18 protein-coding genes and 1 other RNA gene are annotated in these 17,248 nt (G+C 64.5%); 6 read left to right on the top strand and 13 right to left on the bottom strand.

The annotated features are described in order from the left end of the window. Nucleotide 1: 1 nt before the first annotated feature. Nucleotides 2-631: a MotA/TolQ/ExbB proton channel family protein gene (locus tag ASF90_RS23005; protein WP_082473640.1), complete on the bottom strand. Its 630-nt coding sequence runs from the start codon at nucleotides 629-631 to the stop codon at nucleotides 2-4. Next, nucleotides 519-3,107 carry a DNA internalization-related competence protein ComEC/Rec2 gene (locus ASF90_RS19705; RefSeq protein ID WP_055854183.1) on the bottom strand — a complete coding sequence of 863 codons (2,589 nt, stop codon included), beginning with the start codon at nucleotides 3,105-3,107 and terminating at the stop codon, nucleotides 519-521. Before ASF90_RS19705 ends, ASF90_RS23005 begins: the two co-directional genes overlap by 113 nt. A gap of 386 nt (nucleotides 3,108-3,493) precedes the next feature. Between ASF90_RS19705 and ASF90_RS19700 the strand changes: the two genes are divergently transcribed. After that, nucleotides 3,494-4,558 carry an SDR family oxidoreductase gene (locus ASF90_RS19700; RefSeq protein WP_055854575.1) on the top strand — a complete coding sequence of 355 codons (1,065 nt, stop codon included), beginning with the start codon at nucleotides 3,494-3,496 and terminating at the stop codon, nucleotides 4,556-4,558. Between the two features lie 153 nt (nucleotides 4,559-4,711). Then, nucleotides 4,712-4,787: non-coding RNA, sX9 sRNA (locus tag ASF90_RS23000), on the top strand. Nucleotides 4,788-4,934: 147 nt separating this feature from the next. Here ASF90_RS23000 and lolD read toward each other — a convergent pair. From lolD to ASF90_RS24020, 10 genes are all read right to left on the bottom strand, one after another. Continuing rightward, nucleotides 4,935-5,669, bottom strand: coding sequence for a lipoprotein-releasing ABC transporter ATP-binding protein LolD (gene lolD, locus ASF90_RS19695; protein ID WP_055854180.1), 735 nt, complete (start codon nucleotides 5,667-5,669; stop codon nucleotides 4,935-4,937). Beyond that, nucleotides 5,662-6,903: a lipoprotein-releasing ABC transporter permease subunit gene (locus ASF90_RS19690; protein WP_055854177.1), complete on the bottom strand. Its 1,242-nt coding sequence runs from the start codon at nucleotides 6,901-6,903 to the stop codon at nucleotides 5,662-5,664. The genes lolD and ASF90_RS19690 overlap by 8 nt, the downstream gene beginning before the upstream one ends. A gap of 23 nt (nucleotides 6,904-6,926) precedes the next feature. After that, nucleotides 6,927-7,379 (bottom strand): hypothetical protein, encoded by a 453-nt coding sequence (locus ASF90_RS19685; protein ID WP_055854174.1) that lies wholly within the window; start codon nucleotides 7,377-7,379, stop codon nucleotides 6,927-6,929. Continuing rightward, on the bottom strand, nucleotides 7,330-7,578 hold the full coding sequence (locus ASF90_RS19680) for a succinate dehydrogenase assembly factor 2 (protein WP_055854170.1): 249 nt from the start codon (nucleotides 7,576-7,578) through the stop codon (nucleotides 7,330-7,332). The genes ASF90_RS19685 and ASF90_RS19680 overlap by 50 nt, the downstream gene beginning before the upstream one ends. A gap of 113 nt (nucleotides 7,579-7,691) precedes the next feature. Further along, entirely contained in the window at nucleotides 7,692-8,474 is a 783-nt protein-coding gene (locus ASF90_RS19675; protein ID WP_055854167.1) for a succinate dehydrogenase iron-sulfur subunit, read from the bottom strand. Between the two features lie 16 nt (nucleotides 8,475-8,490). Continuing rightward, nucleotides 8,491-8,700: a hypothetical protein gene (locus tag ASF90_RS19670; protein WP_082473631.1), complete on the bottom strand. Its 210-nt coding sequence runs from the start codon at nucleotides 8,698-8,700 to the stop codon at nucleotides 8,491-8,493. A 3-nt stretch (nucleotides 8,701-8,703) separates the two neighbouring features. Beyond that, nucleotides 8,704-10,494, bottom strand: a complete 1,791-nt coding sequence (gene sdhA, locus ASF90_RS19665; protein ID WP_055854164.1) for a succinate dehydrogenase flavoprotein subunit — start codon at nucleotides 10,492-10,494, stop codon at nucleotides 8,704-8,706. Between the two features lie 34 nt (nucleotides 10,495-10,528). Beyond that, complete coding sequence (sdhD, locus tag ASF90_RS19660) at nucleotides 10,529-10,915, bottom strand: succinate dehydrogenase, hydrophobic membrane anchor protein (protein WP_055854161.1); 387 nt, start codon at nucleotides 10,913-10,915, stop codon at nucleotides 10,529-10,531. Further along, entirely contained in the window at nucleotides 10,912-11,304 is a 393-nt protein-coding gene (gene sdhC / locus ASF90_RS19655) for a succinate dehydrogenase, cytochrome b556 subunit (protein ID WP_055854159.1), read from the bottom strand. Before sdhC ends, sdhD begins: the two co-directional genes overlap by 4 nt. Nucleotides 11,305-11,360: 56 nt before the next feature. After that, nucleotides 11,361-11,669, bottom strand: a complete 309-nt coding sequence (locus ASF90_RS24020) for a DUF1674 domain-containing protein (protein WP_236699318.1) — start codon at nucleotides 11,667-11,669, stop codon at nucleotides 11,361-11,363. On the opposite strand from ASF90_RS24020, the gene ASF90_RS19650 reads away from it, so the two are divergent. Beyond that, nucleotides 11,571-12,443 carry a folate-binding protein YgfZ gene (locus tag ASF90_RS19650; protein ID WP_055854156.1) on the top strand — a complete coding sequence of 291 codons (873 nt, stop codon included), beginning with the start codon at nucleotides 11,571-11,573 and terminating at the stop codon, nucleotides 12,441-12,443. The genes ASF90_RS24020 and ASF90_RS19650 overlap by 99 nt on opposite strands. Here ASF90_RS19650 and ugpC read toward each other — a convergent pair. Then, nucleotides 12,440-13,528, bottom strand: a complete 1,089-nt coding sequence (gene ugpC / locus ASF90_RS19645; RefSeq protein WP_055854152.1) for a sn-glycerol-3-phosphate ABC transporter ATP-binding protein UgpC — start codon at nucleotides 13,526-13,528, stop codon at nucleotides 12,440-12,442. The two genes, ASF90_RS19650 and ugpC, sit on opposite strands and share 4 nt — an antisense overlap. Before the next feature lie 421 nt (nucleotides 13,529-13,949). Between ugpC and zwf the strand changes: the two genes are divergently transcribed. Genes zwf through pgl form a run of 3 tightly spaced genes read left to right on the top strand, consistent with a single transcriptional unit; the run spans nucleotide 13,950 to nucleotide 17,100 of the window. Further along, on the top strand, nucleotides 13,950-15,380 hold the full coding sequence (gene zwf, locus ASF90_RS19640; protein ID WP_055854149.1) for a glucose-6-phosphate dehydrogenase: 1,431 nt from the start codon (nucleotides 13,950-13,952) through the stop codon (nucleotides 15,378-15,380). Continuing rightward, on the top strand, nucleotides 15,377-16,384 hold the full coding sequence (gene glk, locus ASF90_RS19635) for a glucokinase (RefSeq protein ID WP_055854145.1): 1,008 nt from the start codon (nucleotides 15,377-15,379) through the stop codon (nucleotides 16,382-16,384). Before zwf ends, glk begins: the two co-directional genes overlap by 4 nt. Continuing rightward, entirely contained in the window at nucleotides 16,381-17,100 is a 720-nt protein-coding gene (gene pgl / locus ASF90_RS19630; protein WP_055854142.1) for a 6-phosphogluconolactonase, read from the top strand. Before glk ends, pgl begins: the two co-directional genes overlap by 4 nt. The last annotated feature ends 148 nt before the right edge of the window (nucleotides 17,101-17,248 follow it).

Genomic DNA, 17,248 nt, shown 5'->3' with positions numbered 1-17,248 from the left:
GTCAGCCCTTTGCCATGACAGGCTTGCTGCCCGCCGCTGCCGGCGCTGCGGACGCCGGACCCCCCCGGCCATCCATGGTGTCCAGCAACAGCGTGGCCTCCTGCTCCATCTCGATGATGTAGCCGGCAATGCGCCCCTTGAAGAAACGATGCGCCATCAGCGCAGGCACCGCGATGATCATGCCGGTGGCGGTACACACCAGCGCTTTGCCGATACCACCGGCCAGCTGGTTCACATCGCCCACGCCGTGATCGAGGATGCCCAGGAACATCTGGATCATGCCGACCACCGTGCCGAGCAAACCCAGTAACGGGCCGGCCGATGCGATGGTGCCCAGCGCGTTCAGATAGCGCTCCATGCGATGCACCACGTGGCGACCGGTGTCTTCGATGCGTTCACGGACCAGATCGCGCGGACGGCCACGGACATCCAGTGCAGCAGCCAGTAGCGCACCCAGTGGTGAATTGCGCCGTAGCGACTCGATATGGGTGGGATCCAGCTGGCCGCGCGCGGCCCAGTTACGGACCTCTTCGCCCAGCCCGGGCGGCGTCACCTCGTTGCGGCGCAACGTCCACAGACGCTCCAGCACGATCGCCAGGGCGATCACGCCCAGCAACAGCAACGGCACCATCGGCCAACCGCCCGCTTTGACCAGCTCCAACACGATTCGATTCCTCCGGCAACGCGGCCGCCTGTTCGCTGGCCGATAGGATAGCAGTCGACCGCCGCCGTTCCGCAGCATCCCACAGACGTGGTTGCCAACGCCTTCGCTCTCGCACCTGCAGGCCGTCCGCGCCCAGCCAGACCCTGATCGCACCGGACTGGGCAGTGTCGAGCAATTCCGCGCCACTGCCTTGCCAGCGCTGAACTACTTGTGTGCGGGGATGGCCAAAACGGTTGCCATGCCCGGAGGACACCAGCGCCAGCCGCGCGCCCGTGGCGGCAATGAAGCCGGCATGCGAACCATCTGCGCTGCCATGGTGCGGCACCACGACCACATCGGCACGCAGCCCTGCAACCTGCTCGCGCATCAAGCGATGCTCGATGAGTTCGTCGATATCCCCCGGCAACAGCGCACTGGCATGCCGCGTCTCGACCCGCAGCACGCAGCTGGACTGATTGCGCAGGTACGGGAAATCCTCACCTGGATGCAGAAAGCGAAAGCGCACGCCATCCCACTCCCACTGCTGGCCGGCCTGACAGCGCGCACTGACGTCCAGCGGCGCGCCCGGGGGCGCAGACGTCATCGCGACCGGCAGCCCTGCACGCACTGCTGCGTAGCCACCGGCATGATCGGCATCGGCATGACTGAGCACGAGTGCATCCAGTTGGCGTACCCCAAGCGCACGCAGGGCGGGCAGCACCACGCGCTCACCGGCGTCGAAACCATCGCGCACTGCGGGGCCGGTATCGAACAGCAGCGCGTGCCGTTGCGTACGCACCAACACTGCAAGACCCTGCCCCACATCCAGCACCTGCAGATCGGCTTCGCCAGCACCGGGCAAGGCGCGATCCGGCCATAGCAGCGGTAGCCACAGCAGCACCGCCATGGCCTTGCCCGGCGTGTCTCGCGGCAGCAATAGCCAGAACGCCCCCAATAGCGCTGCGATCAGCGCAAAGGCATCGGATTCGGGCACCCACCAAAACGCCAGCGTGGTCTGCCCAAGCCAGACAAACCCCGGCCAGGTGAGTTCGAAGCACCAGCCCGCCAAGTGCCACGCCCAAACGCCCGCACCGGCATGCAGTGCCTCGAGCGCCGTTCCCAGCAGACACAGCGGCACCACCACAAAGGTCCACCAGGGAATGGCGACAAGATTGGCCAACGGCCCCACCAGCGATGCTTGTCCAAACAAACTGACCGTCAGCGGCAGCAAGCCGACGGTGGCGACGGTCTGCGCGGACAGGAAGCCGCGCAGAATGCTCCGGTCATCTGCGGGCAGGCACCACACCAGCCAGGCGACACCGGCAAAACTGAGCCAGAAGCCAGCCACCAGCACGCTCAGCGGGTCCCATACCAGCACTGCAAGCAAGGCCAGCGCGAGAATCTGCGCGGTTGTGGCGCGTCGCCGCGCGACCCGCGCCAGTGCGACGACGGCGATCATCAGCACGGTGCGGACCGTGGGCAGCGCCAGCCCTGCCAACACTGCGTACGCAACCGCGCCGAGCAGCGCGGCGATGGCTGCGGCGTGGACGCGCGGCATCAGCAAGCTCAGGCCCGGCCGCCATCGCCACACGCCGGCCACCGCCAATGCAAAGAACGCGGCAACCAGGCCGACATGAAATCCCGAGATGGCGATCAGATGGCTGAGCCCGGTCGCGCGCAGAGTCGCCCATGCCGCGTCGTCCAGTCCGCGCGTGTCGCCCAACGCAAGTGCACGCAGGTAAGGCGCGGAAGGCCCGGAGACCTGTTCGGCAATTCGTAGCGACATCCGGTCGCGCCAGGCATCCACGCCACGCGGGGCGGCAACCTCGCGCGCAGCGCCGAGGTCGCGCACATACCCGGTGGCTGCAAGGCGCTGCGCCAACGCCTGACGCTCCGCATCGAACCCACCCGGATTACGCAGACCGCGCGGTGCGCGAAGCTTGAGCTGCAGTTGCCAGCCCGCCCCGGCACGCAGTGCAGCACGCGGCCCGATCTGTTCGGCGCCGAAGGGGTCGTACCACGCCAGTTGCAACAGCTTGCCGCGCAGGGCCGCCGGCTGCGTTAGATGGTGATCGACGCGCAACTGGAAGCGCGTACGCCGTTGTTCGGCCACCGGCAGCCCGACAATGCGGCCAAGCACGGTAATCTCGCGCGCTTCGTCACGCGGTAGCAGTTGCGACTGCACTACCTGGGCGGCTTGCCAGCCGGTCAACCCGAAGCCCACCGCAGCCGTTGCAAGCACCAGCATCCACACAGGTCGCTGCGGGTGCAGCCACAGGGTCAGCGCGATGCCCAGCACACCCGCGAACAGGCAGGCGGCATACAGCGCCTGCGGCAGTAGCGCTGGCGACCATGCACAAATGACCACACCCAGCAGCAACGCGACTGCGACCGGCACTGCCGATGCAAGACGCGGCAGCGGCGCCGCATGTGCCGACACATCCACATCCATAGGGGCGCCCATGCTCCTGATCGTCCTGATCCAGGAAACAACGCTAGGCCACCCCATCGACTGACGGCAGCGGTGATGTGCGCGCAAGACCGTAGGGAGACACCGGATCTGCTGTAGCGCATTGCCGGCATGCCGTTGTTCGGCGCGAATGCCCACCGGCAACGTTCGCGTATCGCCAATGCCGGTCACTGCTGCAGTCCAGGGATCGGATCGCTCGAGTACGCACCGGGGCCTGGGCATCCGTTGGTCGAGGCGAACCCGTCGAACCAGGTAGATCGATCAGGTGCAGCTGACGCAGCCAACGTCCGATGAGTCCAGCCGGGCACCTAGTGCTGCATTCGCCTCGATTTCATGACCGAAGCGCTATGTTCGACGCTGTCTTTGAGGAGTTCCCCCACATGCGTAAAGGCATTGCATTGATTGTCGGCGTGACCGGCATCTCCGGCTATAACCTCGCCAACGTGCTGGTAGCCGACGGTTGGACCGTTTACGGCCTGGCGCGTCGCCCGCTGCCGCATGACGGCGTCATTCCTGTCGCCGCCGATCTGCTGGACGCCGACAGCACCAACAGCGCGCTGCGCGGTCTGCCGATCACCCACGTCTTTTTCTGTACCTGGACACGTCGCGACACTGAACGCGAGAACGTCGAGGCCAACGGCGCGATGATGCGGCACCTGTGCGATGCGTTGAGCGACGCGCCGCTGCAGCACATGGCGCTGGTCACCGGCACCAAGCACTATCTGGGCGCGTTCGAAAACTACGGCAGCGGCAAGGCTGAAACGCCGTTCCGCGAAAGCGAGCCGCGTCAGCCGGGCGAAAACTTCTACTACACGCTCGAAGACCTGCTGTTCGCGCATGCCGAGCGTCACGGTTTCGGATGGAGCGTGCATCGCTCGCACACCATGATCGGCATGGCCAATGGCAGCAATGCGATGAACATGGGCGTGACGTTGGCGGTCTACGCATCGCTGTGCAAGCACACCGGCCAGCCGTTCGTGTTTCCAGGTTCGCAGGCGCAGTGGAACAGCCTCACCGATCTGACCGACGCCGGCCTGCTCGGCCATCAGCTGGCCTGGGCAGGTCTCAGCCCGGCGGCGCGCAACCAGGCATTCAATACCGTCAATGGCGATGTGTTCCGCTGGCGCTGGATGTGGGGCGAGATCGCCGCGTTCTTCGACCTCGATGCCGCCCCCTGCCCCGACACGCCGCAGCCGTTGGAAGCGCGCTTGACCGAAACCGCGCCGGCGCTATGGGCCGAACTGGCCGCGCAGCACAATCTGGTCGAGTCGGACGTCAATCGTCTGGCCTCGTGGTGGCATACCGATGCCGACCTGGGCCGCGAGATCGAGTGCGTCAACGACATGACCAAGAGCCGCGAACTGGGCTTTGTTGACTTCTACGACAGCCGCGCCTCGTTCTTCGAGCTATTCACCCGGTTGCGGGCACTGCGCATCATTCCTTGAGTAATGCCACCGCATCGCTGCAGGTCGTAATGGCCTGCAGCGATGTGGATAAACGTGGAGTCCAGGGATTTAGAGCAACTGACAAAAGGACTGTGCAGCGGCCAGGCTGGCGTGGCCGGTGCTCGGTGCTCGGTGCTCGGTGCTCGGTGCAGCATGTTCACTCTTACATTCCGGCACCTGCGCACCCTGCCAGACCCACCTGATAACTGCTCGCTAGGCTTTGTTAGCCGCTTCTAGAGCTGCGCTCTGGACATCGCACCAAGCGAGCGACGCACCAAAGGAAAGCACTGCGCATCCTGCCCGCAGTGGCATATCGCAAGAGCTACGCCCACTTTATTGCGCGACACGACCGGCAACCCGGTCGCATCGCAAGCACTCACGCTGCCGAGGGTGCCAGCTCGCGCAGCTTGCCTTGATGCAGTTCCAGCACGCGATCCAGACGACGCGCCAGGCTGCGGTCGTGGGTGACCAACACCAGGCTGGTGCGCTGCGCGCGGTTGAGTTCCAACATCAGCTCGAACACGGTGCCAGCGGTCTTGTCGTCGAGATTGCCGGTGGGCTCGTCGCCCAGCACGCATCCCGGCTTGTTCACCAGCGCACGCGCCACCGCACAGCGCTGCCGCTCGCCGCCGGACAGCTCGCTGGGCTTGTGCTCGATGCGATGGCCGAGCCCGACCGATTCCAGCAACTGCAATGCCTGCCCACGCGCCACCGCCACCTCCTTGCCTGACAGCAGCACCGGCATCATCACGTTTTCCAGCGCGGTGAATTCCGGCAGCAGATGATGGAACTGGTACACGAAGCCCAGCGCCTGGTTACGCAGCCTGCCGCGCTCGCCATCGGACAGCGCCGACATGCGCCTGCCAGCGACATACACCTCGCCCGACGTCGGAATATCCAGCCCGCCGAGCAGATGCAGCAACGTACTCTTGCCCGCGCCGGACGCGCCGACGATCGCCACCGTCTCGCCGGTCGCCACCGACAGGTCCAGACCATCAAACACCGGCGTGCGCATCTTGCCTTCGGCGTAGGTCTTGGCCAGCGCCTCGGCGCGGATTACCACATCTGCTGGAGCTGACTTCTGCACGCGCGATTCCAGGATCTCATTCATAACGCAACGCCTCCGCCGGCTGGGTGCGCGAGGCGCGCCACGCCGGGTACAAGGTCGCCAGGAAACTCATCACCAAGGCCACCAAGGTGATCACCACAACATCCTGGGTTTGCATGTCGGTGGGCAGGCCAGTGATGTAGTACACATCTTCGGGCAGCAGTTTGACGCTGAAGATCGCCTCGATCAGGCCGAGGATGCGCTCCAGATTGAGCGTCAGCACGATGCCGCCGATCACCCCCATGATCGTGCCCATAAAGCCGATCAACGAGCCCTGCACCATGAACACCTGCATCACTCCGCCAGGCGACAAGCCCAGCGTCCGCAGGATCGCGATGTCGGCCTGCTTGTCGGTCACCAGCATCACTTGCGACGACACCAGATTGAACGCACCCATCGCCACGATCAGCGACAGCAGGATGCCCATCACGGTCTTTTCCATCTTCAACGAGTGATAGAGATTGGCGTTTTCCTGGGTCCAGTCGCTCACCCGGTACGGGCCGTGCAACTTCAGCGCCAGATCGCGCGCGACGTTCCAGGCCTGATCCATGTCGTGCAGGCGCAGCCGCACGCCGGTGACGCCATCCATGCGCAAGACCCGCCCCAGATCCTGCATGTTGACCACGGCAAGGCCGCGATCGATCTCGTTATAGCCGGCTTCGAAAATCCCGCTGACGGTGAAGCGCTTGAGCCGCGGCATCGCGCCGAGCGGCGTGGCCTGCGTGTCGCTGAGCAAGACAACGATGCTGTCGCCCACATCCACGCCCAACCACAGCGCCAGCTCCTTGCCGATGACGATGTTGTAGGAACCCGGGGTCAGGCTATCGACCGAGCCCTGCTGCATCTTCTTGGCCAGCACCGACACCTTGTTCTCTTCGGCAGGAACGATGCCACGCACGATGGCCGGCTGCTTGCGCGGGCCCTGCAGCAGCGATTCGGTTTCGATATACGGTGCGGCGCCGGCAACGCGCGGGTCAGCCATGGCGACCTCGACCGCATGCTGCCAGTCGCGCATCGGCGCACCTTCGGCGCTGACGGTGGCGTGCGCGGCCATCTGCAACAGACGGTCACGGATTTCTTTCTGAAAACCGCTCATCACTGCCAACGTGGTGATCAGCACGGTGACGCCCAGGGCGATGCCCAGGATCGATGCCATCGAGATAAACGAGATGAAGCCATTGCGCCGCTTGGCACGCAGGTAGCGCAAGCCGATGGCAACCGGGATAGGTTTGAACATGCGGTTCAACCAGAAAAGGGACGCTATGGTGACACTTGCGGACGCCCGGACGAAATCGCGTGTGCCTGGGCGGCCAGACGCAGTTCACGTCGTTGCGGCGCCGGCAAGGTATCCGGCCAGAAATGCAGGCGCTCACGGCGCGCATCCAGCCGGGTCCATGACACCACCGCAATCGGCCCGCGCCAGGCAACCTGCAGGTTCTGCACCTGGGTGCCGTCAATGCTGGCGGGGCTCTCGCCCCACGGCACCACCAACTGCCGCAGTGGCGAACGCAACAGCAGCCACAGCGATCTTCCGACCGATACCGCTACGCCGATGGACAACATGACAGCCAACCAAGCCGGCACACCGCTACGCCAGACGGCGCACAGTGCCAGCACGGCGAGCAGGCTCAGTGCGCAAACAAGCCCGCGCGAGGGCCGCCATTCAAGCCGGCAAGGCGCGAATATCGGCGATGAGTGCGGCATTGGCGACATCCGGGCAAGCCTCGTAACCCATGAACCAGCGCCACAACTTATCGTCTTCGCAATCCAGCAACTGTAGGAAAACCGCGCGCTCTGACTCGGAAGCCTGCGCCCAGCGCTGATCCAGATAGCGCCCGAACAGCTGATCCAGCTCACGCATGCCACGCCGGCAACGCCAGCGCAGCTTTTTCAACAAGGTTTCTTCGTCCATCTCTCTCTCCACCCTACCCTGCGGCGGGGGCGAAAACGACAGCGGCACCTGACCATCAGGCCGGTGCCGCTGCGAACCACATCCCGCAAACGCGAGACCTCTGTGCCTTGCGATCAGGCGCGACGCGCCATCATCAACTTCTTGATCTCGGCAATCGCCAGCGCAGGATTCAGGCCCTTCGGGCAGGTCCGTGCGCAATTCATGATGGTATGGCAGCGATACAACTTGAACGGGTCTTCCAGATCGTCCAGACGTGCGCCGGTGTCTTCATCGCGCGAGTCGACGATCCAGCGGTACGCCTGCAGCAGGATCGCCGGGCCCAGGTAACGTTCGCCATTCCACCAGTAGCTCGGGCAGCTGGTCGAGCAGCACGCGCAAAGGATGCACTCGTACAAGCCGTCGAGCTTCTTGCGGTCTTCCGGCGATTGCAGGCGTTCGCGATCCGGCGGCGCTGGCGTCTGAGTGCGGATCCACGGCTTGATCGACGCGTACTGCGCGTAGAAATGGGTCAGGTCCGGGACCAGATCCTTGATCACATCCATGTGCGGCAGCGGGTAGATCGGCACTTCGGCCTTGCCGCAGGCATCGATCGCCTTGGTGCATGCCAGCGTATTGGTGCCGTCGATGTTCATCGCACACGAGCCGCAGATGCCCTCGCGGCACGAACGACGGAAGGTGAGGGTCGGGTCGATCTCGTTCTTGATCTTGATCAGTGCGTCCAACACCATCGGGCCGCACTTGTCGAGATCGATCTCGTAGCTGTCGGTGCGCGGGTTGGCGTCGCCATCCGGATCCCAGCGGTAGACCTTGAAGGTGCGCGTGTTCTTGGCGCCCTGCGCAGGGTAATGCTTACCCTTGCCGATCTTTGAATTCTTGGGGAGGGTGAACTCTGCCATAGCTGCTCTCGTTGGCTCAGGCGATGCGCGGTGCGAACGACAGCCGCACCGTGCGCATGAAGGTAAAAACGATGGATGCCGCCACCGAAGCGGCGGTGCAACGACCGGCGTATTGCCGGCGCTGCCCCTGCGTGATGAAACGCCCCGCCCGCTGCAAGTAATTACCGCCACGCCAGGACAACCCGGCGGCTGGCTTCACTGCAGCGAAGGCGTGTTGCATGCGCATCGATCAGTAAACGCGCGGCTTCGGCGGGACGACATCCACATCCTGACTCAGCGTGTACATGTGCACCGGGCGATATTCGAACTCGCACTTGCCCTTGTCGTCGACGGTGACCAGCGTGTGCTTCTGCCAGTTGACGTCGTCGCGGTCCGGGAAGTCTTCATGCGAATGCGCGCCGCGGCTTTCCTTGCGCTGCTCGGCCGAATTGATCGTCGCCACTGCATTGAGCAGCAGGTTGTTCAATTCGTAGGTCTCGATCAGATCCGAGTTCCACACCAGCGAGCGGTCGGACACCTTGACGTCTTCGAAGGTGGCGAAAATCTCGGCCATCTTGTCCACGCCTTCTTTCAACGTCTTGCTGGTGCGGAACACCGCAGCGTCGGATTGCATGGTGCGCTGCATGTTGTCGCGGATCACCGAGGTCGGCGTGGAGCCGTTGGCATAGCGCAACTTGTCCAGCAGGCCCAGCGCCTTGTCGCAGGCATCGGACGGCAACGTCTTGTGCGGCTGGTTGGGCTTGACCGTCTCGGCGCAGCGGTTTGCCACCGCACGGCCGAACACCACCAGATCCAGCAACGAGTTGGAACCCAGACGGTTGGCACCGTGCACCGACACGCAGGCGGCTTCGCCGATCGCGTACAGGCCGGGCACCACCGCATCCGGGTCGTCGCCCTGCTTGCGCACGACTTCGCCGTAGAAATTGGTCGGAATGCCGCCCATGTTGTAGTGCACGGTCGGCAGCACCGGGATCGGCTGCTTGGTCACGTCCACACCGGCAAAGATGTGGGCGCTTTCGGCGATTCCGGGGAGCTTTTCGTTGATGACTTCCGGGCCGAGGTGGGTCAGGTCGAGCAGGATGTGATCCTTGTGCTCGCCGACGCCGCGGCCTTCGCGGATTTCCACGGTCATCGAGCGCGACACCACGTCGCGCGAGGCCAGATCCTTGTAATGCGGTGCATAGCGCTCCATGAAGCGCTCGCCGTTACTGTTGCGCAGAATGCCACCTTCGCCGCGAACGCCTTCGGTGATCAGGCAGCCCGCACCGTAAATGCCGGTGGGATGGAACTGCACAAACTCCATGTCCTGCACCGGCAGGCCGGCACGCATCACCAGGCCGCCGCCGTCACCGGTACAGGTGTGAGCGGAGGTGGCGCTGAAGTAGGCACGGCCATAGCCGCCGGTGGCCAGCACCACGCCGTGGGCGCGGAACAGATGCAACGAACCTTCGGCCATGTCGAGCGCCAGCACGCCGCGGCAGACACCCTCTTCGTCGAAGATCAGGTCGAGTGCGAAGTACTCGATCATGAAACGCGCGTTATGGGCGAGCGACTGCTGATACAGGGTATGCAGCATGGCGTGGCCGGTACGGTCGGCTGCCGCGCAGGTGCGCTGCGCCGACGGGCCTTCGCCGTACTTGGTGGTCATGCCACCGAACGGGCGCTGATAGATCTTGCCCTCTTCGGTACGCGAGAACGGCACGCCGTAGTGTTCCAGCTCGATGATGGCCGGAATCGCTTCGCGACACATGTACTCGATTGCGTCCTGGTCGCCCAGCCAATCGGAGCCCTTGATGGTGTCGTAGAAGTGGTAGCGCCAATCGTCTTCGCCCATGTTGCCGAGCGCGGCGGAAATACCGCCCTGCGCCGCCACGGTGTGCGACCGGGTCGGGAAGACCTTGGTCAGGCAGACCGTCTGCAGGCCTTTCTGGGCCAAGCCGAACGTGGCACGCAGGCCGGCGCCGCCGGCACCCACCACGACCATGTCGTACTTGTGTTCAGTGATCTTGTAAGCGGACATCTAATCTGGATTCCTGTTCTGTGTGCCCGATGACTCAGGCACCGCCCAGCGCGATGCGCGCCACTGCGAAAATGCTGACGATCGCGCCAAGCACGGCGATGAACTTCACCGTCGTCTGCAACGCCAGCGCCAGCAACGAGTTGTGGATGTAGTCCTCGAGCACGACCTGCAGGCCAAGCTGCGCATGCCAGAACATCGCCACCAGGAACCCGACCAGCAACACCGCGTTCCACGGCTTGGACACCGCAGTGACCGCAGTCGTGTAGTCGGAACCGAGCAGGCTCAGCACGAATGCCACGAACCAGATCGCCAGCACGACCAGCGCTGTCGCGGTCAGACGCTGCATCACGAAATGTTCGGTACCGGTCTTGGCCGCGCCCAGACCACGCACATTTTTCAACGGGGTGCGATAGCGGCTCATGCGGAAGCTCCAGTCAGGACATACGCCCAGATCGCAGCAGTCAGCACCAGGCTGGCGATCACCGAGGTCCAGCTGCTGCGGATAAAGGCAGGAATGCTGAAGCCGCGGCCGAAGTCCTGGACGATGTGGCGGATGCCGTTGGCCAGGTGATAGGTAAAAGCCCATGACCAAGCGAACAGGAACAACTGGCCGTACCAGGCGCCCAGATGCTGGGTCAGACAATTCCAGTGGTCCTCACCTAGCATCAGCAAGAGCAGCGAGACGGCGATGACCAGCGCGCCTCCGGAAAGGATGACGCCGGTAGCTCGATGCAGGATCGAGGTTGCCATCTGGATCTGCCAGCGGTAGACCTGCAGATGTGGAGAAGTGGGACGTTCGCGGATCGCCATTCGCTGGGCTCGTTTTCTCGGCTGGGCGGCACTAGGCCGCTGTGGCTAAAAGCTGCTCAAAAATCGATGCAGCGTCCATTTTTTTCCCAGTCGCCGTAGCGCGTTGGCTCGGGGCCGTCGCGTCCACCAATCTCCTTCGGCAGTGGCTTCTTCTCGGGAATCTGCTCCTGAGGGGAAGGCTGCGTCTCGGAATCCAGCGCTGGGGTGGGGGTTGGATGGCCTATCATAGTGGTCTCACAACGTTGCGATTTTAGTCCTCCCCCTCCATGGCTGACAACCTGAATCTTATTCCACAGGGTTTTGGCTCCCTGCACGATATGCAATACGTCCGACTGGTCGGGACGGATGCAGTGTCGTTCGCGCATGCCCAATTCGCCAATGACGTCCAGGCGCTGGCGATCGGGCAGTGGCAATGGAATGCGTGGTTGACGGCGAAGGGGCGCGTGATCGCCATCTTCGCACTCCTGCGTGAGGACGACGCGCAGTTGCTGATGGTGTTGCCGGACGGCAACGCGGCCGAAATCGCCGCGCAACTCGGCCGTTTCGTGTTCCGACGCAAGCTGAAAATCAACGCGGCCGCGCTGCTTGCGTATGGCGGTTTCGCAGCGCCAGAGCATGCGCGAGGCGCACATACCGAGATCGGAACGCTGCGTATCGCGCTGGATATGGGCGTCGCCGCCCTGCCACGCACGCTCTTGCTTTTCAGCGACGACGCATTGGCCGCGCCTATCGAATTGCCCAGCATCGACGCGCAATGGCGCCGCGCGGATCTGCAACTAGGTCTGGTTCGCCTGCCGGATGCGCAGCGCGAACAATGGACGCCGCAGCAACTGGCGCTGGACCGCCTGCAGGCCTTCAGCGTCAAGAAGGGCTGCTACCCGGGTCAGGAGATCGTTGCGCGCACGCATTTTCTGGGCAAGGCCAAGCGTGCGTTGCAACTGTTGGAGACTGAAGCCGCTGCCCAGGCGGGCGATAGCGTCGAACTGGACGGTGCAGCCATTGGCACGGTGGTCAGCGTTGCCGGCGATCTGGCGCTGGCGGTCTTGCCACTGGGATTGACCGTGGACGCCAGCACCACCCTGCAAGCCGGCGCGCACCCCGCGCGCCCGCTTGCCATCTTGTCCGGGCTGGAGCGTTAAGCCGGCTCCAGCCGCTGCCCGGTTGCCGGGTCGAAGAAATGCAGGGCATCGCTGCGCAATGCCAGGCGGAGAGGCTGCCCGACCACTGGCAGCGCCTGCGGCGCGACGCGGATCACCAGCGGCTGCCCGCCGCGATCAAGGTTGAGGAAGATCTCGTTGCCGACCGGCTCGATGACCTCCACCTGCGCATCGAAGCCCAACTGCGCATCGCTGGACGGCTGCAGATGCTCGGGGCGCACGCCGACGATCACGTCCTGACCGAACCAGCGGCGATCGACCTGCGCGGCGCCCAGCGGCACCCGCCAGCCGTCGACCATGACGAGATGCAGGCCATCCTGCTCATCCAGCCGTCCCTGCAGCATATTCATCGCCGGGCTGCCCAGGAAACCGGCAACAAACAGGTTGGCCGGACGGTCGTACAGCGCCATCGGGCTGTCGATCTGCTGAATCACGCCGTCCTTGAGCACCACGATGCGCTGACCGAGGGTCATCGCTTCGACCTGATCGTGGGTGACGTAGATCATGGTGGTGCCGAGCTTGCGATGCAGCTGCGCGATCTCGGTGCGCACGCTGTGGCGCAACTTGGCGTCCAGATTGGACAGCGGTTCGTCGAGCAGGAATACCGACGATTCGCGCACCATCGCCCGCCCGAGCGCCACACGCTGACGCTGGCCACCGGACATCGCCTTGGGCAGCTTGTCGAGCATCGGGGTCAGGCCCAGCAGTTCGGCGGCGTTATTGACGCGCTCGGCGATGACCTGCTTCGGGTGACCACGCAGCTTGAGCCCGAAGGCCAGATTTTCCGCCACGGTCATGTGCGGGTAGAGCGCATAGCTCTGGAACACCATGGCGATGTCGCGGTCCTTCGGCGCCACGTCATTGACGACGCGTTCGCCGATCTTGAGCGTGCCCGCGCTGATGTCCTCGAGCCCGGCGATCATGCGCAACAGCGTCGACTTGCCGCAGCCGGACGGCCCGACCAGCACCATCAGCTCGCCATCGGCCACCTCGAAGCTTGCGCCCTGCACCGCCACCTGGCCGTTTTCATAGACCTTGCGGACACCTTCCAACTGCACTTTCGCCATCGTTCGGCCTCAACGTTTGTATGCGCCCTGCCCTCGGCCCTCCCGATGGCAATGACGACCGACCCGTTTGCGAGGAAATCTCCTGCAAACGAATGCATTGGTTTATTCTGACATGTAATCGTTTTCACATGGCAACATCGATCTCGGGAGGGACCATGCCGCTACCGACCAACGCCGCCGTTTCCGGCGACGTTACCTGCATTGCGCGAGCGGGCATTCCGCCACGCAGGTGCAGGTATGCCGCCCAGGCGCTAACCGCTGACCACCAGTTGCTGCAACAATCGGGGATTGGGCGTCGCCGTCCATCCCCCGCTGCGCGCACGCAAGTGTCGCTCAGGAACAGACGTACCGACCGCCGGCTGTCCGGCGCCTTTTCGCGAAACTGCTGATAACGATGTCTCCAGAATCTGAAACTCGGTCCATGCACAACACCCTGATCCTGTTCGGCGCTACCGGCGATCTCGCCCAGCGCTATCTCTTTCCGTCCCTGCTGCGCCTGTTCGTCGACGGCCTGCTGCCGGAGGACTTCCGTATCCGTGCGCTGGCATTGTCGCCGCACGATACCGAGGCTTTCCGTGAAGTGTTACGGCCACGCCTGACCGAAGCACTGCCGATTGCCACCCCGGAGCAGATCCAGACGCTGCTGCAGCGCGTGGATTACCGCTCGGTGGACCTGCGCAATGCCGAATCGGTAGCCGATGCAGTCCGCGAGCTGGCCAGCCGCCAGATCGTGAGCTATCTGGCGATCCCACCGGGGCTGTACATCAGCACCTGCCAGGGCCTGGCCCTGGGCGGCGCCTTGGCTGCACCGCACCAGCTGATGCTGGAAAAGCCGATCGGCCACGACTCCGATAGCGCTCGCGAGATCCTGCAGTCGATCGGCGCGCTGATCGACGAAGACCGCGTGTTCCGCCTGGACCATTACCTGGGCAAGGCGGCGGTGCAGAACCTGATCGCGCTGCGCTTCGGCAATACGCTGCTCGAAGCAGTCTGGAACCGGACCTACATCGAATCGGTGCAGATCCTGGTCGCCGAAAGCGAGGGCGTGGACGGACGCGATGCGTATTACGCCCGCTCCGGCGCACTGCGCGACATGGTGCAGAGCCATATCCTGCAGCTGCTGTGTCTGGTGGCGATGGAGCCGCCGGCGTCGCTGGAAGCCGACCGCATCCGCGACGAGAAGGTCAAGGTGCTGCGTGCGCTGCGCCCGATGACCGCCGAACACGCCGCGCACGACAGCGTGCGCGGTCGTTACACCGCCGGCACCATCAACGGCCAGCCGGCGCAGGCCTATCACCCGCCGGAAGGCAGCGACGTGGAAACCTTCGTCGCGGTCACCGCGCATATCGACAACTGGCGCTGGGCCGGCGTGCCGTTCCATCTGTGCACCGGCAAGCGGCTGGCCGAGCGTTCCACCCGCATCGTGGTCACGCTCAAGCCGGTGACGCACTGGTTGTTCGAACGCCCGGACCGCCAGAACGCGGTGCCCAACCGCCTGACCTTCCAGCTGCAGCCGCAGGAAAACATCGAGCTCGGCCTAATGAGCAGCCTGGCCGGCCCGGAATGGGGCGCGATCGAGCTGCAACCACTGGAACTGGAATTGTCGGTGCCGACCGGCCTGCACCGTCGCATCGCTTACGAGCGGCTGTTCGTGGATGCCTTCAACGGCAACCCGGCACTGTTCGTGCGCGACGACGAGGTCAAGGCTGCCTGGTCCTGGATCGACAGCGTCAGCGATGCCTGGAAAGACGCAGCCTTGCCGCTGCAGCCCTACCCCGCCGGTAGCTGGGGCCCGGACACTGCCGCACCGTTCCTGCCTCCTGCCACCGACGCACAGGGAAACACCGCATGACCGCTCCTTCCAAACCGGTGCTGGTTGCCGATATCGGCGGAACCAACGCGCGGTTCGCGCTGGCCGATGTCGATGCATCGGTCCCGTTGCTGGATGACACCTCGCGCGAATTCGCGGTGGTGGAGTTCGCTTCGCTCGGTGAAGCCGCGCGGTACTACCTCGACCAGATCGGCGTACAGGCCACCCAGGGCGTGTTCGCCGTGGCCGGCCGCGTCGACGGCGACGAAGCGCGCATCACCAATCATCCGTGGGTGATCTCGCGGTCGCGCACCGCTGCCATGCTGGGCTTCAGCACGTTGCACCTGATCAACGACTTCGCCGCGCAGGCCATGGCAATCAGCCTGCTGCGTCCGCAGGATGTGGTGCAGGTGGGCGGTGCCAGCTGGCGGCCGGCGCCGATCGATCAACCGCGCAACTACGGCGTGATCGGTCCGGGTACCGGCCTGGGCGTGGGTGGGCTGATTATCCGTAACGGGCGCTGTTTTCCACTGGAAACCGAAGGCGGCCATGTCAGCTTTCCGCCCGGCACGCCGGAAGAAATTCGTGTGCTGGAAATCCTCTCCGAGCAGTTCGGCCGGGTCTCCAACGAGCGGCTGATCTGCGGCCCCGGCCTGGTCAACATCCATCGCGCATTGAGCGAGATTGCCGGCATCGACCCGGGCCCGCTGGAACCCAAGGACATCACCGCACGTGCGGCGGCCGGCGACCCGCGCTCGGCGCGCACCATCGACTTGTTCTGCGCCATCTTCGGTGCGATCGCTGGCGACATGGTGCTGATGCAGGGTGCGTGGGATGGCGTGTTCCTCACCGGCGGGCTGGTGCCCAAGGTGCTGGAGTCGCTGCAGCACTCCGGCTTCCGCCAGCGCTTCGAGCACAAGGGCCGGTTCTCCGCGATCATGTCGCGCGTGCCTTCGCTGGCGGTCATGCACCCGCATGCCGGCCTGTTGGGCGCCGCAGCGTATGCGGTGGATGCGCAGCGTCAGCATCCGGGGGAGCAGCGATGAACCTGCAGGACAACCCGCGCATCACTCTGGTGCGCTACGAAGATCCGGCCGAGTGGACCGAAGCGGTCGCCGGCGAAATGGCCGATCTGCTGGAACAGGAAATTTCGCGCCGCGGGCAGGCGCGCATGTTGCTCTCCGGCGGCACTACACCGGCGCCGGTCTACGAATCGCTGGCGCACCGTCCGCTGGACTGGTCACGGGTGGAGGTGGGCCTGGTCGATGAGCGTTGGCTCTCGCCGCAGGATCAGGACAGCAACGCGTGGCTGGTCAATCACAGCTTCCTGACTCATGCGCCGGCCGCGACCTTCATCCCGTTGGTGCGTCCCGGGAAGCAATTGCCCGAGTGCGTGCACACCGCCAACCTGCAGGCCACTCATGCCGAGCCGGCCTGTCTGGCGGTGCTGGGAATGGGCGGCGACGGACATACCGCATCGTTGTTCCCCGGTTCGACCGATCTGCCCAAGGCGCTGGCCAGCCCGCAGCCGTATGCATCGCTGGACGCGACCGGTTGCCCGGGCGCGAACCAGTGGCCGCTGCGGATCACGCTGACGCCGACCGGCCTTGCCGCGATTCCCACCCGCCTGCTGCTGCTGCGCGGCAAGCAAAAGCTCGATGTGCTGCAAGCCGCACTGGCTGGCGAGGACATCAGCGCGTACCCGATTCGTGTCGCGCTCCAGCAGCCCGGTCCACGTTTGCGGGTGCATTGGTGCGGTTGAGTGCGGGCGGATGCTGCGAGCCCTTCGCGAAAGCGGATGCGCGGTGAGTACTTCGCAACAGCCAATGCAATGTGCGTCGCTCGCAACCGCCGCTTCAATGCGAGTGCCTCGCACCAGCCCGCACATCCAGGTGCGGGTATTTAAACTA

The organism is Xanthomonas sp. Leaf148 (assembly GCF_001423585.1).
Taxonomy (GTDB): Bacteria; Pseudomonadota; Gammaproteobacteria; order Xanthomonadales; family Xanthomonadaceae; genus Xanthomonas.
The sequence above is the reverse complement of the archived record's forward strand: the minus strand, read 5'-3'. Positions and strand labels throughout refer to the sequence as shown.

Coding starts and splice junctions, on each gene's coding strand:
- ASF90_RS23005 (WP_082473640.1), bottom strand. CDS start 631: ATGGTGCCGTTGCTGTTGCTGGGCGTGATCGCCCTGGCGATCGTGCTG.
- ASF90_RS19705 (WP_055854183.1), bottom strand. CDS start 3,107: ATGGGCGCCCCTATGGATGTGGATGTGTCGGCACATGCGGCGCCGCTG.
- ASF90_RS19700 (WP_055854575.1), top strand. CDS start 3,494: ATGCGTAAAGGCATTGCATTGATTGTCGGCGTGACCGGCATCTCCGGC.
- lolD (WP_055854180.1), bottom strand. CDS start 5,669: ATGAATGAGATCCTGGAATCGCGCGTGCAGAAGTCAGCTCCAGCAGAT.
- ASF90_RS19690 (WP_055854177.1), bottom strand. CDS start 6,903: ATGTTCAAACCTATCCCGGTTGCCATCGGCTTGCGCTACCTGCGTGCC.
- ASF90_RS19685 (WP_055854174.1), bottom strand. CDS start 7,379: ATGTCGCCAATGCCGCACTCATCGCCGATATTCGCGCCTTGCCGGCTT.
- ASF90_RS19680 (WP_055854170.1), bottom strand. CDS start 7,578: ATGGACGAAGAAACCTTGTTGAAAAAGCTGCGCTGGCGTTGCCGGCGT.
- ASF90_RS19675 (WP_055854167.1), bottom strand. CDS start 8,474: ATGGCAGAGTTCACCCTCCCCAAGAATTCAAAGATCGGCAAGGGTAAG.
- ASF90_RS19670 (WP_082473631.1), bottom strand. CDS start 8,700: ATGCGCATGCAACACGCCTTCGCTGCAGTGAAGCCAGCCGCCGGGTTG.
- sdhA (WP_055854164.1), bottom strand. CDS start 10,494: ATGTCCGCTTACAAGATCACTGAACACAAGTACGACATGGTCGTGGTG.
- sdhD (WP_055854161.1), bottom strand. CDS start 10,915: ATGAGCCGCTATCGCACCCCGTTGAAAAATGTGCGTGGTCTGGGCGCG.
- sdhC (WP_055854159.1), bottom strand. CDS start 11,304: ATGGCGATCCGCGAACGTCCCACTTCTCCACATCTGCAGGTCTACCGC.
- ASF90_RS19650 (WP_055854156.1), top strand. CDS start 11,571: ATGGCTGACAACCTGAATCTTATTCCACAGGGTTTTGGCTCCCTGCAC.
- ASF90_RS24020 (WP_236699318.1), bottom strand. CDS start 11,669: ATGCGCGAACGACACTGCATCCGTCCCGACCAGTCGGACGTATTGCAT.
- ugpC (WP_055854152.1), bottom strand. CDS start 13,528: ATGGCGAAAGTGCAGTTGGAAGGTGTCCGCAAGGTCTATGAAAACGGC.
- zwf (WP_055854149.1), top strand. CDS start 13,950: ATGCACAACACCCTGATCCTGTTCGGCGCTACCGGCGATCTCGCCCAG.
- glk (WP_055854145.1), top strand. CDS start 15,377: ATGACCGCTCCTTCCAAACCGGTGCTGGTTGCCGATATCGGCGGAACC.
- pgl (WP_055854142.1), top strand. CDS start 16,381: ATGAACCTGCAGGACAACCCGCGCATCACTCTGGTGCGCTACGAAGAT.